Genomic DNA, 26129 nt, shown 5'->3' on the forward strand with positions numbered 1-26129 from the left:
GAGTGAGCGTATTGCGCCATAATGAGGCACCAAAATTGATCGTGCTAATTAATGGCAGGTAATTAATATTTATTTAATCCGGGATGGGTAAAAGCCGATGCGCGGTGTATCATGCCCTTCTTTCATTGCCTTTAGCTGTTGTACCCATGCCATCAAGGAGTGAGTTTATGCCGGACGAAAAACCCTCGCGGGCGCGCGGAGTTGACCGGGTTATTGAAATCTTTCGGCAGTTGCACAGCGCACGTCAGCCGATGTCGATGCGCGCGTTGATCGACGCCACCGGCGCACCCCGTTCCAGCATCTATGAATTAGTCAGCCTGCTAAGTGAAGCCGGTTTGGTGGAGCTGGATGCCGAAGGCGCAGTGTTCTTTGGCCGTGAGATGCACTATTACGGTGCGGATTATATGGCGCATAACGATCTGATCCGTCGGGCGCATCAACTCATGGTGGAGATTGTGGCGCGCCATGGCGAAACCGTGCAGCTCTGTATGTTGGAAGGTAATAAATACACCGTGGTGCTTTCTGAAAGTAATGCGCATCCTTTCAAAATCACTTCGGATATCGGCGTGCGTGTGCCGATTACCTGGACCGCGACCGGGCGTTTGCTGCTGAGTAACTGGTCGGACAGCGCGATTCTGGATCTAATCCCGGAGGAGGATTATCGCCTCGCCAGCGGCCAAATCCTCGATAAGCAGGCGTTTCTTGATGAAATCCATCACGCCGGAAAACTCGGTTATTGCATGACCGAAGGATTATCGGAAAGCTTCACCTGCTGTATGGCGGCGCCGATCCGTTCGCGCAGCGGTCAGGCGGTGGCGGCAATCTGTTTTATGGTCAGCCGCGATACGCCGCAGGAGCGTCGCCAGATGCTGCTGCAGGAACTGATCACTTCCGGACAAAAACTCTCTGATTTCACCTAACAGCATCCGCATAAAACTCTGTTACAACTGATTGAAGTGGCGTTTATTCTCGCCACTTAAGGTTGTGTTAAGGTAATTGATAATAATAACTATTCTTTTTACCTCGGAGTTTTGGCATGAAAACGCGCCTGCTTTTGGCAATGGGATTACTGGCTTCAACGGCGGCGACTGCCTCCACGTATCCGCTGACCGTCACCGACATGGACGGCAACACGCAAACCATCAACAAAGAGCCGCAGCACATCATATTGCAGGATGGGCGCGACATTCTGACGCTGGCGCTGCTGGATCGCGACGATCCGTTTAAGCGCGTGGTGGCGTGGAACAATCTGCCGAAAAAACAGGACACGCAAACCTGGGATGTACTGAAAGGGCGCTGGCCGAAAGCGACGAAAATCGTCGATATGGGTTTTAACGATCAGGGCCAGGTCAATCTCGAAAGCGTGCTGGCGCAGAAACCTGATTTGATGATTGCGCAACTGCGAGCCAAACCGGCGTTACAGCAATCGGGCGTGCTCGGCACCTTGCAGAATCTGCATATTCCGGTGGTGTTCCTGGATTATGAACTGCATCCCGCGCAGAACACCGCGCCGAGCGTGACGCTGCTCGGTAAAGTGCTGAACCGCGAAAGCCAGGCCAGGGCTTATACCGATTTCTATCAGCAGAAATTCGCGCGCATCACCCAAGGCGTGGCGCAAGTAAAAGAGAAGCCAACGGTATTTATCGAGCCGATAGCCGGGAATAGCGACAACTGCTGCTTTACGCACAGCCACAATGGCTGGGGCGGATTGGTGGAAGCGGTGGGCGGCAAAAATATCGGCTCTGAACTGCTGCCGGGCAATGCCGGATTTGTGGCGCTGGAAAAAATCATCGCCATGAAACCGGATGTCTACATCATGACCGGATCGAAACGTCCAAACGCCAATGTGTTGCCGTTTGGTTATGGCGTGCAGCCGGAAGAAGTGAAAGCCACCTTCCAGACGCTGCTGAAGCGCACCGGCCTGGCGCAGATCGAGCCGGTGAAACAGGGCCGCGTATATGGCGTGTACCACCACTTCTATAATCATCCGTACAACATCATCGGCATGGAAATTCTAACGAAAGATCTCTATCCGCAACAGTTTGCCGATCTCAAACCGAACGCGGATTTCCGCACCATCGTTAAAAATTTCACCACGTTGCCGGATAACGCCATCGATTTGAGTTATCCCGACAACCAGTAATCGCAGGTTTTCCCCGTTCGCCGTAAGGTCGCCATTTATGGCGACCAATCCGCTCCATCAACATTCCTCAATGACAACGTTAATTGTTATGTTATAACATAACTAAAAACACCATTGCGCGTATGCCTATACGTCTTGTGAACCTTGTCATTTAGAGGAGTTGCTATGTCAGCATTAACCCAAAATCAGGATGGTTTCAAAAAACTTCCCGTCACCGTGCTTTCCGGCTTTCTTGGCGCAGGTAAAACCACGCTGCTTAATCATATTCTCAATAACCGCGAAGGCCGTCGTGTGGCGGTGATCGTCAATGATATGTCGGAAGTGAATATCGATGCCGCGCTGGTGCGCGAGGGCGGGGCAGAGCTGTCGCGCACCGACGAAAAGCTGGTGGAAATGAGTAACGGCTGCATCTGCTGCACATTGCGTGAAGATTTGCTGCTGGAGGTCAATCGTCTGGCGAAAGATGGCCGCTTCGATAATTTGGTGATCGAATCGACCGGCATTTCTGAACCGTTGCCAGTGGCGGGGACTTTCACCTTCGCCGATGAAGAGGGGCAAAGTCTGTCTGAAGTTGCCTCGCTCGACACCATGGTGACGGTGGTCGATGGCTTTAACTTCCTGCGTGACTATGAATCGAATGAGAGCATTCAGTCGCGCGGAGAATCATTGGGCGCTGAGGATGAGCGCACGGTGGTGGATTTATTGGTCGATCAAATCGAGTTCTGTGATGTACTGATTCTTAACAAAACCGACCTGATTAACGAGACGGAAAAAGCGCGGCTGATGGCGATCCTGACGTCGCTCAATCCGCGCGCCAACATTATCACCTCTGAATTCGGCAAAGTGGGATTGGATCAGGTGCTCAACACCGGTTTGTTTGATTTTGATGCCGCCGCGCAGGCGCCGGGCTGGCTGCAGGAGTTGCGTGGAGAACACACGCCCGAGACCGAAGAGTACGGCATTCGTAACTTCGTGTTCCGCGCGCGTCGTCCGTTCCATCCGATGCGCTTTGCTCACTTGATTGAAAATGAGATGCACGGAGTGGTGCGTTCCAAAGGCTACTTCTGGCTTGCCAGCCGTCCGCGTCATGCCGGTTCATGGTCGCAGGCAGGCGGCGTATCGCGTCAGGGTTTAGCCGGCCTGTGGTGGGCCAGCGTGCCAAAAGATCGCTGGCCGGAAGATGCGGAAAACCTTGGCTACATCTTAGAGAACTGGGTTGACGGCAGCGGCGACGCGCGACAGGAACTGGTGTTTATCGGCATAGAAATGGATGAAAACGCGCTGCGTAGCAAACTGGAACAGGCGCTGTTAACCGATGAGGAAATGGCGCTCGGACCCGATAACTGGGTGGAATTCCCCGACCCGTTCCAGCCATGGTTTAACTGATTAGTCAGGTCGCCATTCCTGGCGACCTTCATAATTACACATTCCCAACCCACATCGACACCTCAACCCCATCGTTAAACCGCAGCGACATAAAACCACGATTACTGTGCACCAGCTCCAGATACTCCGGGCTGAAGTCGGCATCGTCGGCAACAATCAGCGCGCCGGGACGCAAAAACGGCTGCACCAACGTTACAATCTCCGGGTAAATCGCTTTTGCACCGTCCAGCACCAGCATATCGATGGTGGCCGGTAGATCGCGGCTCAATGTCTGCAACGCATCGCCCACGCGCACCTCAATCAAATCGCTGACGCCGGCATCGGCGAAATGGTTACGAGCTAACGCCACTTTCCCCGGTTCAAACTCGCAGGTGATGATGTTACCGCCGCCGTTATCGCGCAGCGCCGCCGCCAGATGCAGCGTGGAAATGCCGAATGAGGTGCCAAATTCAACGATGGTTTGGGCATTGCTGCTGCGCGCCAGCATATACAGCAACTTGCCGGTTTCACGTGATACCGCTAACGGCACCTCTTTTAGATGTCCATAAAGTTCCAGGTAATCGGTTTTGCTGTGTAGCAGGCGATGTTGTTCGGCGTCAGTCATGGTTCTGAAGGCGTTATTGGTTGGATGCGCCATATTATCGGCCAGTTCAAACAGGTAATTCAGCAGCGGCGCTAGTGGCGCAGAGGTTAAGGTATTCATGTTGTTCTCCGTGCAGACAAATGGATTTTGCTGTGCCAACAGAATACGATGAATTATTCGCATTTCACTATTCGTGTTCAGGAGATGATAGTGACTGAACCACGTAACATTAAGATTTCACAGAGAAAAAGACCCAGGCAGGCGCGTTCCAGCGAGCTGGTTTCCGCCATTTTGCAGGCGGCTACTCAGGTTTTGGAGCTGGAAGGCGCCGCGCGTTTCACCACGGCGCGGGTGGCGGAACGCGCGGGCGTCAGTATTGGATCGCTGTATCAATATTTTCCCAATAAGGCAGCTATTCTTTTCCGATTACAAAGCGAAGAATGGCTACGCACTAGCGATTTGTTAGGTGCGATTCTGCGCAATACCGCCAACACGCCGCGTCAACGACTGCACGATCTCACACTGGCGTTTTTGCATTCGGAATGTGAAGAGGCGGCGATGCGCACCGCGCTGAATGACGCCGCACCTTTGTATCGTGATGCGCCGGAAGTGCAGGAAGCGCGCGCGGCGGGTGAAAATGTCATCAGCGATTTTCTGCGTGAAGTATTACCGCTCTCGGAGGAAAGTGAACGATCGCGCGCCGCAGATTTATTGAACAGTACGCTGGGCAATGTTGGGAAACATTTTTCCGAATCGCCGCGCACGCCAGCTGAGATTCAGGCTTACGCGCAAGAGATGGCGGCGATGTTTTGTGCCTGGATCAGGGAAAAAGGCGCCGATTTACAGTAAAAGATGGACTGGAAATCTCTGAAAGCGGTTAACAAACTCATTATTCACATTCTCAATAATCCACACCGCGAGTAAGCTTAACAAAACCTTTATAGAGCCGAATGAGCAAACGGGAGAGCAAAATGGCAGTGAAGATGATTGCGGTGGATATGGATGGCACTTTTCTCGATGACAACAAACAATACAATGCGCAGCGCTTTGCGCGTCAGTATGCGTTGCTGAAAGAGAAGGGCATTCGTTTCGTGGTCGCCAGCGGCAATCAGTATTATCAGTTGCTGCGCTACTTTCCTGATATCAAAGACGAGATCGCTTTTGTTGCGGAAAACGGCGCCTGGGTTTCTGACAGCAATGAAGAGATCTTCTGCGGCGAACTGGCGCAGGAGCGCGTGCATCAAATCCTCGACATCCTCGCTAAAGAGCCGGACATCAGCACCGTGGTCTGTGGCCGCAACGGCGCGTACGTGCACACCTCAATGTCCGACGAAGTGATTGCCATGTTGGCGAATCACTATCATCGTCTGGAAAAGCGCGACAATCTTTACGATATCGACGACACCATCTTTAAGTTCTCGCTGAATCTGGCGCACGAAGGCGTTGATGCCTTGATGGAACGTCTGCACGCTGAGTTGGGCGCGATTGAAAACATCATGCATCCGGTTTCCAGCGGTTTTGGGTTTGTGGATTTGATCATTCCCGGCTGCCACAAAGCGCATGGCATCGCGCTGCTGCAGGAAAAATGGGGCATTGATGATTGTGAAGTGGTGGCGATAGGCGACAGCGCCAATGACATCGAAATGTTGCGTCAGGCGTGCTACAGCTTCTCAATGGCGAACGCCGCCGCGCCAGTCAGCGCCGTGTCGCGTTACAGAACCGAAAGCAACAATGACGAAGGCGCGCTTAACGTGATCGCCCGCATTTTGGCGCGCGAAGTGCCGTTTGGCTGATGTTATTGATGCGGAGCGTCATTGCAGGCAATGACGCTCAAGCAGAATGCTAGTTGTTAATTCATCTCACTTACTAGTACCCGTCATATACCTCATTGAGAAAGGGTTATAACGCATAAACCCGCCTGATTTGTCAAAAGTGACCAATGTTGTCGCTCTAATCTTTCCTTTATATATAAGACAATAAAGTATTATTGGAATTGAATCCGAAATTTACTGATAAAATAAAAGCATTATAATGCAATGGTTTGAGGGCTTTTTTACCTTCAACACATCTCGCGATAACTTCACTTGTCTTATAAATGGGTAGGAAAATTCCCTCGAATTAACTTATTACTCTGTTTTTATAAGTTCATCCAGTTGAAAAAATAATGATTACAATTGAAAGGCAATTTAATACTCGATGCTGACTCGATTAACTGAGTGTTTTTTTCTTTTAATTTAAAAGTAATTAAATAATGGTTACAGCTTTAATTATGCTTTGATAAGCTGAGGTTAACTTTTAGATCGTAGAGGATTGATTTTAATCTTAAGAGGATATCTTTATTCAATCTTATGCATTAATATTCAACGCAAGGAGTGCTCGAGTTATGTCATCTCCATTTAACTTTATAATAAGAATTCGTGTTTATATGTTTTTCATCCTTCTTTGCTTTATTGGAGGCACAACATGGGCACTGCAAAAGCTTGGGCTAAATAATAGCCTTCCATTGTGGTCAGCAGGGATGCGGTTTTTGATTGCAAGTGTAATTGTTATTTTTTATTTAATTTTAAGTAAAAGAATTTATATTAATTACGCCGTTTTCAGTCTTGCTGCAGCTAACGGCCTGTTTTATTTTTCGATTCCATTTGGAACAGTTTATTGGGCATCAACATATATACCTAGTGGATTGGTAGCTGTTTTAGCTTCTGGAATTAGCGTATATGCACTACTTCTAAACCATTTCTTACGCGGAAAGCCAGCAACTGGAAGGCAATTATCAGGTGTTTTCTTTGCCATCATAGGTGTATGTGTGGTTTTTGGTGAAGGAGCATCTTTACCGGGCAATGAAAAAAGTATAATTGCTATGTTAGCAGTGTTAGGAGCCATGGGCAGTTCAGCCGCTATAACGCTCAAAGTTCAAAAGCATATTAAAACTCTTCCACTTCTTAGTTTTGTTGCATTTTCCATGCTGAGTGGTGGTTTTTTACTCTTGATTACGAGCTTAATAATTGAAAGTGGTAACCGTTTCTTTTATGGGGAGAGCTTAGGAGCGCTCCTTTATTTAGCAGTAATAGGATCAGTATTAGGATTTACGCTTAATATTACTTTGCTTAAACATTGGCATATTTCTAAAGCTACATCTCATTTATTCATCTCCCCAGTTATTGCATTGTATATGGGCTTCATACTTCTTGATGAAAATATTACCACGACTGTGATTATAGGCACCGCGGTTGTTGTTCTCGGAGTAATGTTAATCGTTTTGCCAAAACGCGAAAAGGAAACTCTTAATGTCAACTCTACAAAAAAACCTGGCCATAATCTGTCAGAATAGAAAGCTACCATTTGTGTTTGAAGAAGCTAAGGCAATGGGTGTCGAAATTACATTTTTTTATAACGATAATGAGTCTCCACCGCCGGAAATTCCCGGTGTTGTGAGAAGCATTGCTTTGCCATTGTTTGAAGATGAAGATAAAGCACTAGATATAGTCATGTTAGAAAATAAAGCGCGCCGAATTGATGGTGTTTTAACACTATTTGAACCGGCGTTAGATTTCGCCGCTAAAATTGCTAACAGGTTGGGATTACCTTTCTTACCTGAATTCGTAGTAGAACAATGTAGAAACAAAAATATGACTCGGCGCGTTCTGCATGATAACGGCCTAAACACACCCTCCTTTATTGAGATTAAAGAAGGAGAATACCCAGACATTGATCAAATAAAATTTCCGCTTGTAGTGAAGCCTACTAATGGATTTTCCAGTCAAGGTGTTACACGAGCTAACAACCCTGATGAATTGAGAAATGCTATTGATAAAGTATGGGAAATTAACCGCACGCAATTGAAAAATTTCATCTATGACAAGGGTGGTGTTTTACTTGAGTCATTTATCGATGGGCCGGAGTTCGCAATCGAAACATTTTCGCATCGTGGTGAGGTAACAGTGCTCTCAATCGGCGATAAAGGTAATGGCAAAGGTCCATACTTTGAAGAAGGTGTTTATATTGCACCTGCTGATATTGATGAGAAACTGCGAGATGAAATCGTAGATGAAGTTAGACGTGCAGTTAAGGCGTTAGGAATTAATGAGGGACCAGCACATGTGGAACTGCGTATTAACCAAAAGCAAATGCCTTTTGTTATAGAAGTCGCACCACGCGTGGGTGGATCCGGAATATCACATTATATTGTGAAAGCAAGCACGGATATAAACTTCCTGCAGTTGGTTATTTGCCACGCTTTAGGTATGGAATTTTCCCAAAAAATGGGGGCATTAGTAAAACCGATATCTACTGCCGGAAATTATATTATTCCTGTGCAGGGGGATGGAATCTTTGTCGAGATTGATGGATTAGCAAATGCCCGTGAGAAATCTGAGGTGGAATATGTTTTTGAATTTATGGAGCCTGGGCATAAAGTTCTTCCATACCCTCATTTTTCAGGTTACCCAGGATTTATTTTAACACGTCATACTGACCATGAAGCTTGTGAATCTTTTTATAACGATTTGCAAAAAAATCTAAAAATAAAATATTCATAGATTCCATAGTTAAGGAGAATGATATGGATCGTAAAATAATAATCCACACTTTAGGGCCAGAAGGAACTAATTGTGAGAAAGCAGGTTATCTTTGGCTGGAAAGTAAGAAGGTTTATGGTGATGTTAAGCTTTATTCAACTCTTGAGGATGCTCTCATTGAAGTCAGGAAGAATACACATGATCTATTATTAGGATGTGCCGTCTATCCAGACTTACATAAAATTGTATTTGAGAACTTAGACTTTTTAGAAATTCAGGATAGTTTTGTAATGCCAACATGGAACATGGTATTAGCAAAAAATCATCGTAGTTCGTCAAATATGGAACAATTTACAATTGTTTGTCATCCAGCGCCATCCCATCTCGCGTATACATACAGCCAGGATGTTCGTTTTGTATCAAGTAATGTACAGGCAGCGCTGGAGTGTGTTAGTGGAAAGGCTTCCGCGTGTATAACAACATTAAAAGCTGCACAAGATAATAATTTAAAGGTCATTCAAGACTTTGGTGAAGTGCCAATGTGTTTCACTCTTCATGGTCATAGACGCTAAGGAGAATTTTTATGGAATGGGTTAAGGATAAGGTTATTATTGAATTATGTCCTCGAATACATGAGTTCAATAAATTGCAAAGTGCTACAGGCGCGGTAGTATGTAACATAGATAAAGCTGAGTATTTGCTGGATGAAATTATAGGTTTGGCTGATGAGATATTGTCTGCTCTGAAACAATCCGATTATGCCCTACAATTGAATACCGACCTTCGTGAATGGAAAAGAGCTGGATTAAATACTGTACCATGTTTTAAACGGTCATTAGATAGCTATGAACCACCTGTAGATGGCGGCAAAACTTTTTACCTGGCTACAATCATTACACCTAATAGTCATAAAGAAAAAGGATATTGGCTGGAGTGCTTTTTGGCTCAACGAAAACAACCCGATGTCTTGCTGCCAATTATGTCTGATTTACCACATCCACAAAATGTCAGCCAAACAATGCACCTGATTGCTTCGTCTTCTGGTTTCAGTGTTGGACACTGCTTAGTCTTCTTTCCAGAAAACGTTAAAAAAAAATAGGGTTGTTAAACAACATTTTGCGATGTTCTTTTTTAATAAATTTCATGCTATCTATCAAAAAGACACATTGCGTAGAGTAGAATCATTATTGGAGTTTGAAGGGAAATCATCTCATTTACTAAGCGCAGAGAATTGCTATGCAGCGCGCTCGGTATGGGGATACTTGCACGACTATTATCACCACTGCGGACCCCGTCCTTTTAATAAAAATATTCACGTTAAAATGAATTTTTGGGTAGGTGTTTTAGAAGAAATAAAAGTTGATTGCCAAACCATTATTAGAGTGCAACAGCAGCATTATCCTTGGTGGCGAGAAGTGACCGAGTTTATTTTATTTGAGAGGTTGGTCCGTTACCCTGCTCAACACGATGCGACGAGTAATTTTGATGCGGCAACTGGGGTTTTATTGTTCTCCTGGCTTAAACGCCGAGGGCATGGTATTAGCATTTGCGATTCTTCTGGCAAAGCTATAATGGATTTTGAAAAGTGTTTGACTGGCTTGCATGCCCTTATTAAGGAAATAGAAGGGCTTGAAGAGATCGAGGATGATGCAACTTATAAGCAAGAAGTTGAAAGTTTTGTAATGAAAGAACTTGAGCCAGGTAATCTGAATGATCGATATATTATCCCTGATGATTATCATATTCATGATATGAATATGAAAGTTAACATACCAATTCTCTTTTTTTAACTGCGCCATATTTTTGAAATTTATGATAATGAAAGTAGACATAAGCGCACCAATCAAGGTGCGCTACTCATTCTTTTAAACCTTATGCAAAGTACCCGCCTTCACGCATATCCTGCAATAACCCCGGCCCGCTCGGCTGCCAGTTAAACGTCTGACGCGTCCACGCGCTGGATGACGGATTATCAGTAGACGCGAAAAATGCCATCCAGCCTAACCACGCTTTTGCTTCTTCCAGCGTCAGGCTTTTCACCGGCAGTGATAATCCGGTGCCGATGGTTTCGGCAATCTGCCGGAATGGCACCCCTTCTTCCTGTACTGCATGCAGAATCGCGCCCGGCTCAGCTTTTTCAGCCGCGAGGCAAAACAGTTCAGCGGCATCATCGCGATGCACCGCGGGCCAGCGATTCTCACCCTCGCCGACATACACCGCTGCACCTTTTTCCTTCGCCATATTGATGATCATCGGAATAAATCCGTGATCGCCTGCGCCATGTACGGTTGGCGGTAAACGCACCAGCGCCACGCGCACACCGCTGTCGGCCAGCGCCAGCGCGGCGACGTTGGAGTTGGAACGTGGATGCGCGCCCGCTGCTGGTTGAATCTGTTCGGTGGCGAGACGTCCCTGCGACACCAGCGCGGTGCCGGTGGTGACAATCAGCGGGCGATCTGAACCTGCCAATACGTCACCCATCGCAAGAATCGCGCGTTGGTCGACCTCGGCGGCATGATCCATGCGGCTGAAATCATGAATATATCCTGCGTGGATCACGCCATCGCTCTGTTCGACCGCCTTACGCAGGCCGTCGAGATCTTGCAGATCGCCGCGAATTACCTGCACACGTTGCTGCTGAAGTTTTTCTGCGGAAACTTCGCTGCGCGCCAGACCTTGCACCTGATAACCGCGTGCCTGCAGTTTTTTCACAATGGCGGAACCGATAAAGCCGCTCGCCCCGGTCACAAAAATTCGCATATTGGTGCTCCACTTTTTCAAAGTTGAAGCACTATCATAAAAGTCTGCAACGCGACGAAAAGTCGTGAGCTTATACAGGTATACGCACTAACAGGATAAAGGCATGACTCCCCAAGATGACAACCTGCTCGGCAACTATCTGCGTGAACGTCGCCAGCGGCTGGATGCGGCGAAACTTGGTTACACCCTACTTCGTCGCCGCACGCCGGGCCTGCGCCGGGAAGAAGTGGCGGTGCGCGCGTGTGTCAGCACTACCTGGTATACGTGGCTGGAGCAGGGCAGAGGCGGCGCGCCATCGGAAGAAGTATTGGAACGCTTAGCCCGCGCATTAGAGCTGAGCGCCGCCGAACGCGATCATCTGTTTTTGCTGGCGCAAAATCGTCTGCCTGGCGTGACATGGCAGGCGGGTGTGGATGTTTCGCCATCGCTGCAGCGCGTGCTCGACAGCATGGAGAACACGCCAGCGCTGGTCAAAACCGCAGAGTGGCAAGTGGTGGCGTGGAACCGTGCGGCAACCAAAGTGTTTGTCGATTACGCTGAACTGCCGCCTGCCCAGCGCAATATCCTGCTGATGATGTTTCGCAACGAGGAGATGAAAAAGCGTCTGCCGGACTGGCATAAAGTGACACGCGGTATGGTGGCCAACTTCCGCGCAGATGTGGCGCGCACCGGCGCCAGCGAGCATGTGCGCGCGCTGGTGGAGGAGCTGTGCGAGATGAGCGACACCTTCCGCCAGCTGTGGCAATCACAGGAAGTGAGTCAGCATGGCGAAGGTATTAAACAGCTGTGGCTGCCGGACGAAGGCGTGCTTGAGATGGAATACAGCACCTTTGCGGTTGAAGGTAAACCGGGTTTAAGCCTGGTGGTGTTTAATCCGCGTCACCAGCACGATCGGGAATGTGTGGCGCGGCTGATGGCACGTCCGTAGCGGCGCGAAAGTGGGCTTCCATCTCATCCAGCGCCGCCTGATTCTCCAGCCCCCATTGATACATCTGCTCGATCGGTGTCGCGAACGTCATGCCGAGCGGTGTTAGGCGATAATCGACTTTCGGCGGCACCACATCATAAACGTGACGCGCAATCAGCCCGCGCTGCTCCAGCTCTTTCAACGTCTGAAACAGCATCTTCTTCGAAATTCCTTGCAGACTGCGCTGGAGCTCGCCGGTGCGCGCGCGATGGTTAGGCCAATGATAGAGCGCATGCAGAACCATGCTGCTCCATTTCACCGAAAACAGATCCATTAACCGTCGCGGCGGCGAATCCGCATAAAAAAACAGTTTACCGTCTACCATCGCGGGCATAGTTCTCGTCTCCTGAATGGTTACCAAAAGGTAACTACTATCAATTTTGCACCATGTTCACTATAGTCTGCCGCCTTCAGCTAGCCAAAGCCAACTCATTTCGGAGGCCCTTTGAAAATCAATGCATTAGTCGCGCACGACGCGGTCCAACCGCTCTCTTCAGGCCAGATTGCATTGCGACCGCTGCAACAGCAGGATGTCAAAATTGAAATTCTGTATTGCGGTGTGTGCCATTCGGATCTGCACATGGCCCGTAACGAATGGGCGGTCAGCCGCTATCCGCTGGTGCCGGGACATGAAATTGTCGGACGCGTTGTTGAAACCGGCGCGGACGTAACGAATTTCAAAGCCGGTGATGTAGTTGGCGTCGGCGTAATGGTCGATTCCTGCCGCGAATGCCATTTCTGTCAGCAGCAAGAAGAGCAATATTGTGAATCCGGCTTTGTGGCGACCTATAACGGCATCGACAAATACACCGGCGACAGCACGTGGGGCGGCTATGCGCAGAATGTGGTGGTCGATCAGCACTTTGTGGTGTCCGTACCGCAAACCTTGCCACTGTCTGGCGTTGCACCGCTGCTGTGTGCGGGCGTTACCGTGTGGTCGCCGCTGCGTCACTTTAACGTAAAAGCCGGCGATAAAGTTGGCGTAGTCGGTTTGGGCGGATTAGGGCATATGGCAGTTAAGCTGGCGAGCGCAATGGGCGCGGAAGTCACGCTTTTCACCACTTCACCCGGCAAAGGTGAAGATGCGCTGCGCTTGGGTGCGACGCGCGTGGTGGTTTCACGTGACGCCGGGCAGATGGCCGCCGCGCAAACTTCACTGGATTTCATCGTAGACTGCGTCTCGGCTCCGCACGATCTCGATCCTTACCTTGCCACGCTGAAAACCAACGGTCGCCTGGTGCTGGTGGGTATCCCGGAGCAACCGCACCAGTCTCCAAATGTGACGCCGATGGTAAATCGTCGTTTGAGCATTAGCGGCTCATCGATTGGCAGCATTCAGGAAATTCAGGAGATGCTGGATTTCTGCGGCAAGCACAATATCACTGCTGATATTGAAGTGATTGCCGGTCAAGAGATCGAAACAGCCTTCGCGCGCATGTTGAAGGGCGATGTTAAGTATCGTTTCGTTATCGATATGCAAGCGACACGCTGGTAAAAATATTAACGCCTGCGCTTTTCCGCAGGCGAGTTCATCCTGAAATCGCCATCTTTGCAGAGACACAAACTGCTGATAGCATTGAATTTTAAAGCAAGCCAGACCAATATTTTCGACAAACGTAGATTTTAGCTCATATAGTTACAACATACTTTAATGTGAAATGCTAACCAATAGAGCAAACTTTTGCTGACGAGCTGGTTTGGGTTAGTCAGGAAAAAAAGAAAAGTCGTGGGTGATGGGGTTACCACCCCGTTTAGGTTTTAGCCAGTTAGCGCAACAGGTTTGCCCCTAAATTTTGCGCACTGCTCTCAATAGCGCGTCACATCCTGCAATCACTTTTTGCACCATCCTGAATAAACATTTCCCGCAACGCTCCGATAACTCCCTTACAAACCATACAAAAATAATTAACGCAGGAGCAGGGAAGATGGGGCTGGTATCCCGATTACGTAACGTGCGCATCACGCGTAAGCTGTCGGCAGGATTCGGCATCGTGTTGTTGTTAGTGGCGCTGGCAACCGGATTAAGCGTGCAGCGCTTTAACGCCATTCATGACATCTATCAGAAAACCAACCTGATTTATGACATCAACATTGAAGTGTTCCAGGCCAAAATTAACCGCCTCAAATATCTGTATGGCGATGACAAATCCGGCCAGGTGATGGCAAATTACGTCACGCATGCGCAGCAACTCACCAGCGATGCGAAGCAGCTTTCATGGTCGGAAGGTGCCAGAGCGCGGGTGGATGAACTGGGAACGCACCTCGCCAGTTTCCAGAACAGCATTGGCGCGATGACTCAAGCCACGCAGCAACTCAATAGCCTGCGCTCGCAACTTGACGCTTTAAGCCGGCAAGATATGACTTCGCGCTACACCCAACTGATTCGCACACCGGTTACTAATCCTGAACTTACCAATCAAATTTACCAGCAGCTGTTCGCTATCAGCAATGTGCGCGAAGAAGCCTGGGCGCTGCGTTTTAACGTCAGCGATGCGCTGCGTAAAACGCTGGAGAATCATTTCCAGCAGGCGGATCAAGGCATGAAAGCGCTGCTGGCGCAGTTGCCGCCGGAACAGCAGGGCGAATTCACCGCACTGTGGCAGGACACCGAGAAATTCAAAAGCCTGAGTCTGCAAGCGGCGGATGCCTATGGCCAGCTGCGTGCGGCGGAAGACACCGTCAAAGTGGCGGGCGACAAGAGCAGTGCAGCGATCAAACAGATCATTACCATCGTCAAAGCGCGTAACGATGAACTGGCCAACGGCTCGGCGGCAATTTCGCTGCTGATTGGTGGTCTGGCGATTTTGTTCGGCGTGCTGGTGGCGTGGTACATCATTCGTCAGATCACGCGTCCGGTATTCCATAACCTCGAACTGGCGGAGCGCATTGCCAATGGCGATCTCAGCTCGCAGTTTGCCACCGATCGGCATGATGAACTCGGCAAGCTGACTTCGGCGATGGGACGCATGAACGAACGGCTGCGCAGCATGATCGGCGATGTGCTGAGCAGCGTTAGCAGTGTATCGCAGGCGGCCAGCGCCATTAATCAGGGCAACCTCGATTTGTCTTCACGCACCGAACAACAAGCGGCGGCGGTGGTGGAAACCGCTGCCAGCATGGAGCAACTCACCGCCACGGTGAAAAACAACGCCGCCAATGCGCGACAGGCGAGTCAGATTGCGGCGGAAGCCTCGTACAACGCCAATAAAGGCGGCATCGCGGTGCGTGATGTGGTGAACACCATGGGCGAAATCTCTGACAGCTCGAAGAAGATTGCCGATATCACCGCCGTGATTAACAGCATCGCGTTCCAGACCAACATCCTCGCGTTGAACGCGGCGGTAGAAGCCGCGCGTGCCGGCGAGCAGGGACGCGGTTTTGCCGTGGTCGCCAGCGAAGTGCGCAATCTGGCACAGCGCAGCGCCGGGGCGGCGAAAGACATCGAACAGTTGATCAATGAATCGGTCGGACGCATCAGCAATGGCCACCAGCAGGTGGCGCGTGCCGGTGAAACCATGGATCAGATTCTCGGCAGCATTGCGCGCGTGAATCAAATCATGGAAGAGATTTCCGCCGCGTCGGATGAACAGAGCCGCGGCATCGAGCAAATAGCCCATGCGGTCGGCGAGCTGGATACCACCACGCAGCAGAACGCCACGCTGGTGAGCGCCTCTTCGCACTCGGCGAACTCCCTGGAAGAGCAGGCGCTGATGCTGGAGCGATTGGTGTCGCAGTTCCGCCTGCAAGGTGCTGCACGTTAGAAAAACAGCGTGGAAGTAGCTCCAGATTTACTTCCACGGTCTTTCTTTGGGTCAGCTTGCAATACTTTTTTGCGGCCGCAGAAATGCAAGGTAAATATTCTTAAAATAAAGCGATCTGCCGCCGATATTTCCCGTTAAACTGCAATTCTTGTCGTCCTGATACTTTCCCTGCATGAACTATTACTCACCTGACGATAGCCATTTGAAGCGGCGCTCCCAACGCTTCGTCCGCCGCATGTTTATCATGCGTCAGCTCGGCACGATGTTATGTTTTTTCCCGATTCTCTCAGTACTGATGGAGCGGGATCGTGGCCTGGCGTTTAGCGCCCTGTTATTTGTGAATGCGTTTCTCTGGCCGTGGCTGGCTTATCAGCGCGCGCTGCGGGCCGAAGATTCCACCGCTACCGAGCGGCACAACTTAACCCTTGATGCCGCCTTTGGTGGCATTTGGGTAGCGCTGATGGCGCTGAGTCCGCTACCTTCCTTTGTCATCATGGCGGTGCTAGCCTCGGACCGCTATGCTGCGGGCGGTGCTGCCCAGTTGATTGCAGCGATGCAGGCATTTCTCTGCGCCTTTGTGCTGGTATGGCTGGTGGATGGCGCAGGCGTTGATTTGGCGTTCAGCACGCGAACCGTCTGGCTGAGCCTGCCGCTGGCAACCTGCTACATGTTGGTACTCAGCGTCACCTCGTACAATCTCACCTGGCAACTGCGCAAACGCAACCGCGAGCTGGAGCGCATTGCGCTGATGGATCCCGGTCTGGGGATTCCCAATCGTCGCTTGTTTGAACGTCGGCTGGAGAGCGAATTTCTCAGCACGCGTCGTGGCGACAGCGCTGGCTATTTACTGCTCATAGACCTCGATTATTTCAAATCGGTAAACGATACCTGGGGCCACGAAGCGGGGGATTTCCTGCTGGCGGAAATTTCATCGCTGCTGCGAAATCATGTGGGATTGCAGGATATTCCAGCGCGTTTTGGCGGCGATGAGCTAGGCGTGATTGTGCATCATGCCAGCGACGAATCGGTGGTGGCGCTGGCCCAACGTTTGCAGGAAAAGATTGCGCAGGTGCGTTTACCGGCATCGGCGGAGTTTCGTTGTTCGGTGAGTATAGGTATTGCATCAGCAGCGCATGCAGAATCCATACGTCACTGGTTGCGGCATGCCGATGAAGCGCTGTATGAGGTGAAACGTGCCGGACGCAACGGCGTGCGCTTGTGGCAACCGTCGCTGGCCGGCGCGGCCTGAATTACACGAACTCGGGTTCGCAGTTCACTGGGAAGTTAAGCGAGTTAGCAATAAAGCAGGCTTCGTGGGCCTGATGATGCAGTTCACGCGCGCGGTCCGCATCCGCCGGATCGCGCAGCGCAATGCGCGGTTTCAACGTGATGTTGGTAAACCGACCGCGCGTGCCCTCAATCATTGTCCCTTCTGCTGCATCTTCATAAGCTTCCACTACAATTCCGGCGTCAGAACATAAATGCAGATACCACAATTTGTGGCATGCCGAGGCCGAAGCCAGCAATAACTCTTCCGGATTCCAGCGCGTGGCATCCCCGCGAAACGCTGGATCGGCGCTTAGCGCTATCGTCTCTTTGCCAGCGGCAATCAGCTCCGCGTTACGATCGTAAGCGGTATAAGATGCGGTGCCGTTGCCGCGGTTGCCGGTCCAGCGCACCGTGACCTGATAATAGTGTTCTTTTGCTGCCATTACTGATGCTCCTTTTAAAATGAACATGACATCAGCAGACTATCAGGAATTGCTGCTACAACGCCTGCGATCGGTGATATCGATTTTCGTGAAAGGATAGGGGCCGTGTAATTTGTTTATAGCGAAAGCTGTTAGGTAAACTTAAGGAATCGGATAACGTTTAAGGGAAAATTTACCATGTTAGAGACAAACCGCCTGATCCTCCGACAATGGCAGCAAACAGACTTACAACCCTTTGCCGAACTCAATGCCGATCCCGAAGTGATGAAGTATTTCCCGAAAACGCTGAGTCGTCAGGAAAGCGACAACGTCGTTGCAAGATTTAAGGCGATGATTGGTGCAAACCAGGGTTGGGGTTTTTGGGCCGTTGAGATGAAAGCCACCGGCGAATTTGTCGGCAGCGTGGGTTTAGCACAGCAGCCAGATCGCTTCGATTTTTCTCCCTGCACGGAAATTGGCTGGCGTATTAATAAAAAGTTCTGGGGGCAGGGAATCGCCAAAGAAGCCGCCCAGGCATCGTTGGCTTACGCGTTTAATGTTTTGCATCTTCCCGAGGTCGTTTCGTTCACCAGTACTCATAACACGCCATCTGAGAAGCTGATGCAGCGATTGGGGATGCAGAAACAAACTATCTTTCTCCATCCCGCGTTACCTTCCGATCACGCACTAGCTGAGCATGTGCTGTATAAGATTTTCCACAACAACTTTATTGACTCGCCTCTCTAAACCCGGCATCAGTCAATGTCGCCCGCACATGAGGAAGACTCTGCGGATAATTTTGCTGAATAAACTCAATCATCTTTTCCCGCACGTAACAGCGTAAATCAAAGGCGGTAGGGGAATTCTGCGCCGTCATTAATAATCTGATGGTCATGGTTTTGTCAGTGGTATCCGTAACCTGAAGCACCTGAGTTTGTTGATCCCAGAGTTTAGTTTCACTGAGGACTTTTTCAAAATGCTTACGCAGAGGATCTAATGGCATCGAATAATCGAGGTAAAGAAAAACAGAGCCTAATATTTGGGCGTTATTACGCGTCCAGTTTTGGAAAGCATTTTCGGTAAAGTAGGTGATGGGCAAAACTAAACGACGCAGATCCCAAATACGCACCACAACATAAGTCAGGTTGATCTCTTCAATCCAGCCCCATTCATTTTCCACCACCACAGCATCATCAATTTTTATCGGTTGGGTAAAGGCGATCTGAATCCCGGCGAACAGGTTAACCAGCGATTTCTGCAGGGCAAAGCCAATGATTATACCGGCAACGCCGGCACCGGCGAGAATGGTCGTGCCGAATTTTCGCACGCCAGGGAAACTGAGCAAAATTAGCGAAAGACACAGTGTCACCAGTACGACAATCGCGACTTTTTTCACATACATTATCTGCGTGCGAATTTTTCGCGCACGAAGGTTATTCGAAAGATTGATGTCATAGCGAATAAATAGCATATCCTGCGCCACATTGATCAATCGAATAAGCACCGAGCAAAAGGATAAGATAATGAAAATATTAACGGTGGTGGTAATAAAGCTCAGGGATCCTGGCTGGATATTAACATAACTAAGTCCAGCACTAATTAACAATAAAGGGATAAACAGAAACAGCGATCCGCGCAGATGCTTTTCCAGTGACTTGAACAGTTTTCTGTCACGTTTTTGCCAGTAGCGAATAAATCTAAGGAGAATAAATCGCGCCAGAAATCCTATTGCGAGTGAGAGAGTGACAAGCATAACAGCAGGCACCCATGTTGGAGCACCAGATAACTCATCAAATAATAATGGCATTACTTTCCCTTTTATTAAGCCAACAACCGTGGTTGTCAGATAAGTCAAAAAATTCAGTAACCATTCTGATATCGGTTATCTGCAGATTATTTATTCATACTTATCAGTATAGACGCTGTAGCAGGCAGGGGATGGGTGGCGTATGCATCGGTCGCCACAAATGGCGACCCTTAGGCAGTTTGGCGAGGTTTTTGTAGGGTGCGCATTGATGCGCACCTGTTACGAAAGGAGGTAAATCAATCACTTTGAAACTACAACTTTAGCTGGCTGCCTAAAATAGCATCGGCTTCCTGCAGTGTCACATCGAGGCCCGCAGAGGGCGTAAATGTCAATTCGCCAAAAATAACCTTACCGTTGAGAAGGTAGAAGTCAGCACGAACAAATTTAAAATCAGCGGCCAGTTTAACCGCATACTCTTTCATGTTATTGAAACCTTCCGGCATTTTGGGATAGCTGTTGGTATTGATTAATTCAACAGTATCTTCAAAGGGAAGCGGATGCCAGTTCATATCAAAATAATAGAATTTAGGTGTGCCTTTCTCCCGCTCCATGCACACCATTACCGCATAAGGTTTTCCATTGAAACAGTAAAATTTATAATCCTCTGGAAACCCACCACGTTCATTCTCAATGTATTTTTCGCATAAGATTTTGCGGTCAATTTTCTTATACTGCGGCTCAATGAAATGGGAGGAGAAATCCTGCTTTAACCACTTACTGAGTTGCTTGTTGGTTTTTTCGATGTCCAGCGATGCTTTGCTATCACAGATTATGTTGTAACCTGCGCCATGGTTACACTTAAGTGCGAATTTATTGGGTAATGCGCGGTAGTCAATATCCATTGGGTCATCATACACGCCGTAGAGTTCATTCAGGATTTCACCACACCCTTTCGCTATCACATACTCCCGAACCTTATACTTATCCGCGCACAAGGTATAAATATCACCATTTAACTCATTGAATTTGAGCCACTGAATTTTTTCATTGAAATTGATTGGATTGGTTAAGTTCAGCTTTTTCTTGAACTTAATATAGTAATGTGTTTTAGCGCAAAATTCTGGGTACATATATGCGCTGATTTTTAACGCTGATTTGACTGTGTGTTTTATCATTTTCATTAAAATTATCTCAGTTTGAAAATGTTAAGATGCATTTTGATGATTGTTTTATTTCTGAAGAAGTAATTGAGTAAAGTGCAAGACATAATCTCAACGATCAAAAAACAGTATGCGGCCCCATTAATGCCGAAGGAATTAATCATTAGCCATGAAAGCGGTATGGTTAAGACACAACATAAAAACATCTTTTTAGCCAGGTAACTGTATCCGGACTCTTTGATCATATAGCGATAACAAATTGTACCTAATGCAGAGAACATAGTGCCGATGATAATGATGGGAATGATACTCACGGAATCCATATACTTATCGCCATACAGTAAATGTATGAAGTATTCACCAAAAAAGTAGAATCCAGCTAACGCTATAAGCGAACACAAGATGACAATTCGGTTGATTTTAATGAGTAGCATTTCAACGGTGATTTGATCTTTTTCACTGTATATCTTTGAGAAGAAGCTTGTTATTAATGCCAATACGATAAATGACCAGGCACCTCCTAAAGTTAACGCGACGCTATAAACGCCCAGATTTGAGTAAGAAAGGATTTTTGCCAAAAAAATGCTCGATATCTGCGTATAGATGTTAGCCGATAGACTCGATAAAATCAGCGCACCGCCGGTGAATAACATATGACGGTTATACATTCCGGCGCCTTTACGATTCTCATTTATTTTTGTGGTGTAGTTAAAATAGATAAGACGCAGGAAATAAGGTATGAGCGGGATGATAACAATAGGAATGGTGAAGTAGTACACGGGCATTTTGAAGTATGAAATAGAGAATCGAATCAACAAGGCAACAGATAAGCCGATCACATTGGTGATAGTGTTTATTTTTGATTTTAATTGCGTGTTGTTGTAGATGGAAAAGAAGTCCATCACAATGTAGTAAGTGGCAATACAGTTGGCCACACCAAATAGAAACACAATGATGTCAGTGAAGAAGTAGAGGTAGATCAATACCGCGCTTGATGACAGGAGAAAGAAAAATCGCCGTTGATTTTGTGTGTGTATCGCTAATGCGATCCCAGACTTACTCTTTTCACTCATGCGTTTAAAGATGATGTTCTGACCGCCAAACCACGATAGCGTTTGCACAAATATAAACAGAGAAGTTGAAATGTTTATTTTGCCATAGTCTTCAGGGCCAACGTATTTTGCCATCAGCGCATTAATATACAGTAGCCCGATGATATTGACTGACTTTTCTAACATGATCCATATTGAGTTAGAGTACATTGCATGTCTCTCATCTACAGAGCTGTGTTGATAGCGTTAAGGACTGTTTATAAGCCATCCGCAAAAAATGAAGCTTTCTTCTATATGCATTAATGTTGTGTATTATTGCGAAATATTCATATAAAAAACACCCAATATTACTGTTTATTCTGCAGGCTAAATTAATTGGTTGACAGTGTGGCTGCTGATATCCAATTAGTGAAGGGTTTTTTTATTAATCAGATTAATGACGTGCGTTTTCAAATATTGAGTCCATTATTTAATCGTGTTCGACTCTATATATTGTGATGATGATCATGATTTTCTTTAACGGGGCTAATTACCGAGAGCACACAGTGTAGCGGCGCAATTGATTGCGCGATTATGCCCTATTTCATGGGGCTGATTTCTGACCACGTCAGTACCGCTGTGGCTTACAGCCTGCTGCAGCTGAGCTTTGTTGTGGTGCTGGCCTATGCGTTGAGGTAGCGCAGACATTCATAATGCGTTGAGTGTCTTGAGGGGCGATTCTGCGGAATCGCCTTACGAATGAACGTTAAAGTACTGCGTGCACATGCCGATAATCGTTTCAGGCTTTTAAAAGCTGTTTTTGTACTCAATATTCGTATTAATCAGGAGAGCAAGATGGATGTATCACAAATTACATCACTGGCTACCGGCCTTGATAACATGGAACTGGCTAATAAATTAAGCACGTTAGTACTGAAAAAGACATTAGATAATCAGCAATCGATGGCGAGCGGCATTCTGGATTCGATTCCTCAGTTGCCTGCAAACCCTGCAATTGGGCGCAACATTAACACCACTGCCTGAAGTCAGCATTAACGGTTTTATGGAGTGATGTCGATCGGGTATCACTCCCAAAATGATTAAATAGTGTTGGCATGTTATTAGCGGAAGAAATTACAGGGTGAAGGTGTCGATCACATATCCTGTTCGCGCAGTATTTTGCCGACATTTCCGCCCGGATGGACGTTGAGCAGCCGCTGCTGATCGAAGCCGTTACGCAGCATGATGTTACAGCACAGCGCATCGAACACCGCCAGCACCAGCATGATAGAAGTGGTAGCCAGCATATTGAGCGGGTCGATCTCCCGCTGGATATGCGTTTTCACCACCAGCGTAGCGGCGTCGGCAATCGCTGAGTCCAGGTTTTCCGTCACGCTGATGATAGCAACGCCTTTGGTTTTAAGCGTCGGCAGCAGGCGCGTCAGTTCTTCAGAATTACCGCCACGTGAAATCAGGATCATCAGGTCGTTGTTGCGCATAAATCCCAGGTCACCGTGGGCTGCATCGGTAGCGTTGAGGTACACTGCCGGTTGCTCGACGCATGCCAGCATGTGGGCGATTTTCCGCGCGGCAATGCCCGAGGTGCCAACACCGGTCACAACAATTTTACCGTGACATCCGGTAACCAGCATCACGAGCTGATGCCAGGTTTCGGCATCAAGATTACGTTGTAACGCCAGTAATTCCTCGCTATAGGTCTGCCAGGCCTGACATGCCTGAGTAAATTCTTCTTCCGCATTCATTCGGTTTTCCCCTGCATCAGGTCTCGATATTTCATGCTGTCGTGATACATCTCGTGGAATACGCGGTATTTACGATCGTAATACTCTTTGATTTTGTTGGTCTGTGGTGTGATGGTTTTACCAATGCGGCTCATAGCAGCCATGGCTTCTGGCAGCGAATCATAGACACCCGCTGCAACGGTGCCCATCATGGCGCTGCCGAGCAACATCGCTTCACTCTCTTCCGGCAACAGCATTGCGCAACCTGTCGCGTTGGAATGCTCCTGCACAAAAATCGGGTTTTTAGTGCCGCCACCACTCGCCATCATGGTATCAATGCAATAACCACTCTGGTTCATGGTTTCAATAATATGACGAGTGCCGAGCGCCAGCGCCTGAATGGTGGCGAGATAATGCAGCGCCATGTCTTCCGGCGTGCGAGACAATTTCAGGCCAGTCAACGTGCCCGTCAGTGTTGGATTGGCACGCGGTGAGCGGTTGCCGTGGAAATAGGGCAACATATGAATGTCTTTGGTCAGGAACGCGATATTTTCTGGCTCACCCGCCATTTTGCGCAAAATACCATTCAGAATTTCATAAATCGTTTTGCCACTGTCTTTTCCCTGTTTGAGTAAATCCTGATAACACGGGTGTGACTGAATGACATGATCAATTAACGCGCCGGTAGTCGATTGTCCGCCTTCATTCAGCCAGTAATCCGGCAGTATCGCCGAATAATATGGCCCCCAGATCCCACCGATATAGCGCGCGCTACGCGACATCGCCATATGAGCGGTGGACGTCCCGCCAATCAGCGCGATGCGATTATCGAAATCCGCTGATTCGCCGGATACGCCGCTGGCACCCAGAATGCCGAGGCTACCCGCGTGGGCATCAATAATGGAGACGCTGACCGCCGTACCGGCAATCAACCCCATTTCTGCAGCGGCGCGCTGAGTTAATCCATGCCCCAGCGGCTCACCCATGGTTTTTACTTCACTGCCGATTTTTGACGCGTTGTTTTCCAGCAAATCTTCCAGACCGATCTGGCGGAAATAGCTCGAGTCCCAGCGGTCTTCGTGACCGATATACGTCCATTTGCAGACGGTAGAGCACAACGATCGCGTGGTGTCCTGCGTGGCGCGCCAGGTAAGAAAATCAGGCAGGTCGAACAGATGCCCGACGTTGCTCCAGGTCGTCGGCATGTGTTGCTTCAGCCACAGCAGTTTTGGCGTCTGCATTTCTGGTGAGATGATTCCGCCGACAAATTCCAGCACGCGGTGGCCGGTGGCATTGATGCGTTCTGCCTGCGTGATAGCACGGTGATCCATCCATACAATAATGTTCTGCTCGCTTCGCCCGGACGGGCTGACGGTCAGCGGTTTACCTTCTTTATCCAGCACCACCAGCGAACAAGTGGCGTCAAAACCGATGCCTTTCACCTGAATAGGATTGATATCTGCCTGATTAACCGCGTCTTTTACGGCGTTACAGACAGACTGCCAAATCTCATCGGAAGACTGTTCGACGAAATCGGCTTTCGGGCGGTACAACGTGATCTCACGGCTGGCCTGGCCGACCATGCGGCCGGTCATATCGAAGACGCCTGCGCGGGCGCTGCCGGTTCCTACGTCTATTCCAATAAAATATGTCGCCATGTTTTTTCCCTTCGTAAAAATCTTTCGCTTATGATTTTCTGTTTTGCAGAGCGATAAACAGGATCAGAACGCAACCCCACAGCGTCATGGTCAGATAACTGCTGACGCCCATCAGGTTAAGGCCGCTCTCGAGCATTTGCAGGACGATCAACGCCAGTACCAGGCCGATGACCCGGCCAAACCCGCCGTCGGGATTAATTCCGCCAAGTACAGAAGCCAGAATGGTCACCAGCAAATAGGAGTCGCCATAGCCTGCTTTGGCCGAGTTGAATTTGGACATCATCAGCAGTGCCGCGCCCCATCCGAGCAGCGCGGAAAGCACATACACCGCGAGGGTAACTTTGTGGGTGTTGACGCCACTGAACCGCGTGGCCTGTTCGTTGGACCCCATCAGATAGAGGCTGCGTCCCAGCGTGGTATGTTCCAGTAACACCCACAACAGCAGCGCCACCAGCAGGAATAACAGCAGCGCCACCGGAATGCCAAGCAGGCTGCCGTTGCTGAGATACTGAATGGCTGCCGGGAAGCCGGAAATCACAGCACCATTGGTTAGCAGAATATTCAGCCCGCCAATCAGCGTCATGGTACCGAGGGTCGCCAGAATCGGCGAAACACCGATATAGGCGATCAGTGCGCCATTGAGCGCGCCAATGAGCACAGCGATGACCAGACCCGCGAGCATCGCCAGCGCGAAATATTCTGGCTGGTTCTGGTGCGCCACCAGAATGGCCGCCATCGCCAGCGAACAGGCATTGGCTCCGGCAATGACCGAAAGATTGATACCGCCGGTGAGCATGGTGATACCCATACCCAGCGCCAGCATGCCCAGAATCGGTAACTGAGAGGAGATCGACTGGAAATTGCCGACGCTGTAAAAACTGCCGCCCAGCGTGAACGAGAACAGCACGGCAACGGCGACGATGATCAATAACTGCAAGCGGATGATGTGATCGCCCGGAAAGAAGCGGTTTAAGGTTGTCATG

At 48.9% G+C, this 26129-nt stretch carries 26 protein-coding genes; 16 read left to right on the forward strand and 10 right to left on the reverse strand.

Features of this window, described 5'->3' with window-relative positions:
- Positions 1 to 167 precede the first annotated feature (167 nt).
- The 3 genes from PZBJ_RS03455 to zigA all read left to right on the forward strand — a co-directional run bounded on the left by PZBJ_RS03455 (position 168) and on the right by zigA (position 3529).
- Entirely contained in the window at positions 168 to 920 is a 753-nt protein-coding gene (locus PZBJ_RS03455) for an IclR family transcriptional regulator (RefSeq protein WP_101761203.1), read from the forward strand.
- Positions 921 to 1036: 116 nt separating this feature from the next.
- Entirely contained in the window at positions 1037 to 2143 is a 1107-nt protein-coding gene (locus tag PZBJ_RS03460) for an ABC transporter substrate-binding protein (RefSeq protein WP_101761204.1), read from the forward strand.
- 165 nt (positions 2144 to 2308) lie between these two features.
- Positions 2309 to 3529, forward strand: a complete 1221-nt coding sequence (gene zigA / locus PZBJ_RS03465; protein WP_101761205.1) for a zinc metallochaperone GTPase ZigA — start codon at positions 2309 to 2311, stop codon at positions 3527 to 3529.
- Between the two features lie 34 nt (positions 3530 to 3563).
- On the opposite strand, the gene PZBJ_RS03470 is transcribed toward zigA, so the two are convergent.
- Positions 3564 to 4232: an O-methyltransferase gene (locus PZBJ_RS03470; RefSeq protein ID WP_101761206.1), complete on the reverse strand. Its 669-nt coding sequence runs from the start codon at positions 4230 to 4232 to the stop codon at positions 3564 to 3566.
- 90 nt (positions 4233 to 4322) lie between these two features.
- Between PZBJ_RS03470 and PZBJ_RS03475 the strand changes: the two genes are divergently transcribed.
- From PZBJ_RS03475 to PZBJ_RS23985, 7 genes are all read left to right on the forward strand, one after another.
- Positions 4323 to 4961 carry a TetR/AcrR family transcriptional regulator gene (locus tag PZBJ_RS03475; protein ID WP_206098191.1) on the forward strand — a complete coding sequence of 213 codons (639 nt, stop codon included), beginning with the start codon at positions 4323 to 4325 and terminating at the stop codon, positions 4959 to 4961.
- Positions 4962 to 5083: 122 nt separating this feature from the next.
- Positions 5084 to 5905 (forward strand): Cof-type HAD-IIB family hydrolase, encoded by an 822-nt coding sequence (locus PZBJ_RS03480; protein ID WP_101761208.1) that lies wholly within the window; start codon positions 5084 to 5086, stop codon positions 5903 to 5905.
- A gap of 590 nt (positions 5906 to 6495) precedes the next feature.
- The gene (locus tag PZBJ_RS03485; protein WP_101761209.1) at positions 6496 to 7443 is read left to right on the forward strand and encodes a DMT family transporter; all 948 of its coding nucleotides are present in this window, start codon (positions 6496 to 6498) and stop codon (positions 7441 to 7443) included.
- Positions 7400 to 8650 carry an ATP-grasp domain-containing protein gene (locus PZBJ_RS03490; protein ID WP_101761210.1) on the forward strand — a complete coding sequence of 417 codons (1251 nt, stop codon included), beginning with the start codon at positions 7400 to 7402 and terminating at the stop codon, positions 8648 to 8650. Before PZBJ_RS03485 ends, PZBJ_RS03490 begins: the two co-directional genes overlap by 44 nt.
- A 23-nt stretch (positions 8651 to 8673) precedes the next feature.
- Positions 8674 to 9201: a type 2 periplasmic-binding domain-containing protein gene (locus PZBJ_RS03495; protein WP_101761211.1), complete on the forward strand. Its 528-nt coding sequence runs from the start codon at positions 8674 to 8676 to the stop codon at positions 9199 to 9201.
- Positions 9202 to 9212: 11 nt separating this feature from the next.
- The gene (locus PZBJ_RS03500) at positions 9213 to 9728 is read left to right on the forward strand and encodes a hypothetical protein (RefSeq protein WP_101761212.1); all 516 of its coding nucleotides are present in this window, start codon (positions 9213 to 9215) and stop codon (positions 9726 to 9728) included.
- Between the two features lie 22 nt (positions 9729 to 9750).
- On the forward strand, positions 9751 to 10419 hold the full coding sequence (locus PZBJ_RS23985) for a DUF6421 family protein (protein ID WP_146001282.1): 669 nt from the start codon (positions 9751 to 9753) through the stop codon (positions 10417 to 10419).
- Positions 10420 to 10501: 82 nt separating this feature from the next.
- Here the strand turns inward: PZBJ_RS23985 and PZBJ_RS03510 are convergent, their stop codons facing one another.
- Positions 10502 to 11389 (reverse strand): SDR family oxidoreductase, encoded by an 888-nt coding sequence (locus PZBJ_RS03510; protein WP_101761214.1) that lies wholly within the window; start codon positions 11387 to 11389, stop codon positions 10502 to 10504.
- A gap of 103 nt (positions 11390 to 11492) precedes the next feature.
- On the opposite strand from PZBJ_RS03510, the gene PZBJ_RS03515 reads away from it, so the two are divergent.
- Positions 11493 to 12317 carry a helix-turn-helix transcriptional regulator gene (locus tag PZBJ_RS03515; RefSeq protein ID WP_101761215.1) on the forward strand — a complete coding sequence of 275 codons (825 nt, stop codon included), beginning with the start codon at positions 11493 to 11495 and terminating at the stop codon, positions 12315 to 12317.
- On the opposite strand, the gene PZBJ_RS03520 is transcribed toward PZBJ_RS03515, so the two are convergent.
- Complete coding sequence (locus PZBJ_RS03520) at positions 12259 to 12690, reverse strand: winged helix-turn-helix transcriptional regulator (RefSeq protein WP_101761216.1); 432 nt, start codon at positions 12688 to 12690, stop codon at positions 12259 to 12261. The two genes, PZBJ_RS03515 and PZBJ_RS03520, sit on opposite strands and share 59 nt — an antisense overlap.
- A gap of 111 nt (positions 12691 to 12801) precedes the next feature.
- Here PZBJ_RS03520 and PZBJ_RS03525 point away from each other — a divergent pair, with 111 nt between their 5' ends.
- The 3 genes from PZBJ_RS03525 (at position 12802) to PZBJ_RS03535 (ending at position 17366) form a co-directional block, all read left to right on the forward strand.
- The gene (locus PZBJ_RS03525) at positions 12802 to 13851 is read left to right on the forward strand and encodes an NAD(P)-dependent alcohol dehydrogenase (RefSeq protein ID WP_101761217.1); all 1050 of its coding nucleotides are present in this window, start codon (positions 12802 to 12804) and stop codon (positions 13849 to 13851) included.
- Between the two features lie 430 nt (positions 13852 to 14281).
- Complete coding sequence (locus tag PZBJ_RS03530; protein ID WP_101761218.1) at positions 14282 to 16117, forward strand: methyl-accepting chemotaxis protein; 1836 nt, start codon at positions 14282 to 14284, stop codon at positions 16115 to 16117.
- 172 nt (positions 16118 to 16289) lie between these two features.
- Positions 16290 to 17366 (forward strand): diguanylate cyclase, encoded by a 1077-nt coding sequence (locus PZBJ_RS03535; protein ID WP_101761219.1) that lies wholly within the window; start codon positions 16290 to 16292, stop codon positions 17364 to 17366.
- Position 17367: 1 nt separating this feature from the next.
- On the opposite strand, the gene PZBJ_RS03540 is transcribed toward PZBJ_RS03535, so the two are convergent.
- Positions 17368 to 17829 (reverse strand): OsmC family protein, encoded by a 462-nt coding sequence (locus tag PZBJ_RS03540; protein WP_101761220.1) that lies wholly within the window; start codon positions 17827 to 17829, stop codon positions 17368 to 17370.
- A gap of 177 nt (positions 17830 to 18006) precedes the next feature.
- On the opposite strand from PZBJ_RS03540, the gene PZBJ_RS03545 reads away from it, so the two are divergent.
- Positions 18007 to 18555 carry a GNAT family N-acetyltransferase gene (locus PZBJ_RS03545; RefSeq protein ID WP_101761221.1) on the forward strand — a complete coding sequence of 183 codons (549 nt, stop codon included), beginning with the start codon at positions 18007 to 18009 and terminating at the stop codon, positions 18553 to 18555.
- Here PZBJ_RS03545 and PZBJ_RS03550 read toward each other — a convergent pair.
- The 3 genes from PZBJ_RS03550 to PZBJ_RS03560 all read right to left on the reverse strand — a co-directional run bounded on the left by PZBJ_RS03550 (position 18536) and on the right by PZBJ_RS03560 (position 21977).
- Entirely contained in the window at positions 18536 to 19615 is a 1080-nt protein-coding gene (locus PZBJ_RS03550) for a mechanosensitive ion channel family protein (RefSeq protein ID WP_101761222.1), read from the reverse strand. The genes PZBJ_RS03545 and PZBJ_RS03550 overlap by 20 nt on opposite strands.
- 251 nt (positions 19616 to 19866) lie before the next feature.
- On the reverse strand, positions 19867 to 20736 hold the full coding sequence (locus PZBJ_RS03555) for an ATP-grasp fold amidoligase family protein (protein ID WP_101761223.1): 870 nt from the start codon (positions 20734 to 20736) through the stop codon (positions 19867 to 19869).
- Between the two features lie 5 nt (positions 20737 to 20741).
- Positions 20742 to 21977 carry an oligosaccharide flippase family protein gene (locus PZBJ_RS03560; protein WP_101761224.1) on the reverse strand — a complete coding sequence of 412 codons (1236 nt, stop codon included), beginning with the start codon at positions 21975 to 21977 and terminating at the stop codon, positions 20742 to 20744.
- Between the two features lie 624 nt (positions 21978 to 22601).
- Here PZBJ_RS03560 and PZBJ_RS03565 point away from each other — a divergent pair.
- Positions 22602 to 22790: a YjfB family protein gene (locus PZBJ_RS03565; protein ID WP_101761769.1), complete on the forward strand. Its 189-nt coding sequence runs from the start codon at positions 22602 to 22604 to the stop codon at positions 22788 to 22790.
- Positions 22791 to 22900: 110 nt separating this feature from the next.
- On the opposite strand, the gene PZBJ_RS03570 is transcribed toward PZBJ_RS03565, so the two are convergent.
- The 3 genes from PZBJ_RS03570 to PZBJ_RS03580 are packed head-to-tail and all read right to left on the reverse strand — an operon-like array spanning position 22901 to position 26128.
- The gene (locus PZBJ_RS03570; RefSeq protein ID WP_101761225.1) at positions 22901 to 23509 is read right to left on the reverse strand and encodes a KpsF/GutQ family sugar-phosphate isomerase; all 609 of its coding nucleotides are present in this window, start codon (positions 23507 to 23509) and stop codon (positions 22901 to 22903) included.
- A complete protein-coding gene (locus PZBJ_RS03575; protein ID WP_101761226.1) occupies positions 23506 to 25146 on the reverse strand; it encodes an FGGY-family carbohydrate kinase in 1641 nt (546 codons plus the stop codon). The genes PZBJ_RS03570 and PZBJ_RS03575 overlap by 4 nt, the downstream gene beginning before the upstream one ends.
- Before the next feature lie 28 nt (positions 25147 to 25174).
- Positions 25175 to 26128 carry an ABC transporter permease gene (locus tag PZBJ_RS03580; protein ID WP_101761227.1) on the reverse strand — a complete coding sequence of 318 codons (954 nt, stop codon included), beginning with the start codon at positions 26126 to 26128 and terminating at the stop codon, positions 25175 to 25177.
- Position 26129: the final 1 nt, after the last annotated feature.

Origin of the sequence: Pantoea endophytica (genome assembly GCF_002858935.1) — a bacterium.
Taxonomy (GTDB): domain Bacteria; phylum Pseudomonadota; class Gammaproteobacteria; order Enterobacterales; family Enterobacteriaceae; genus Pantoea; species Pantoea leporis.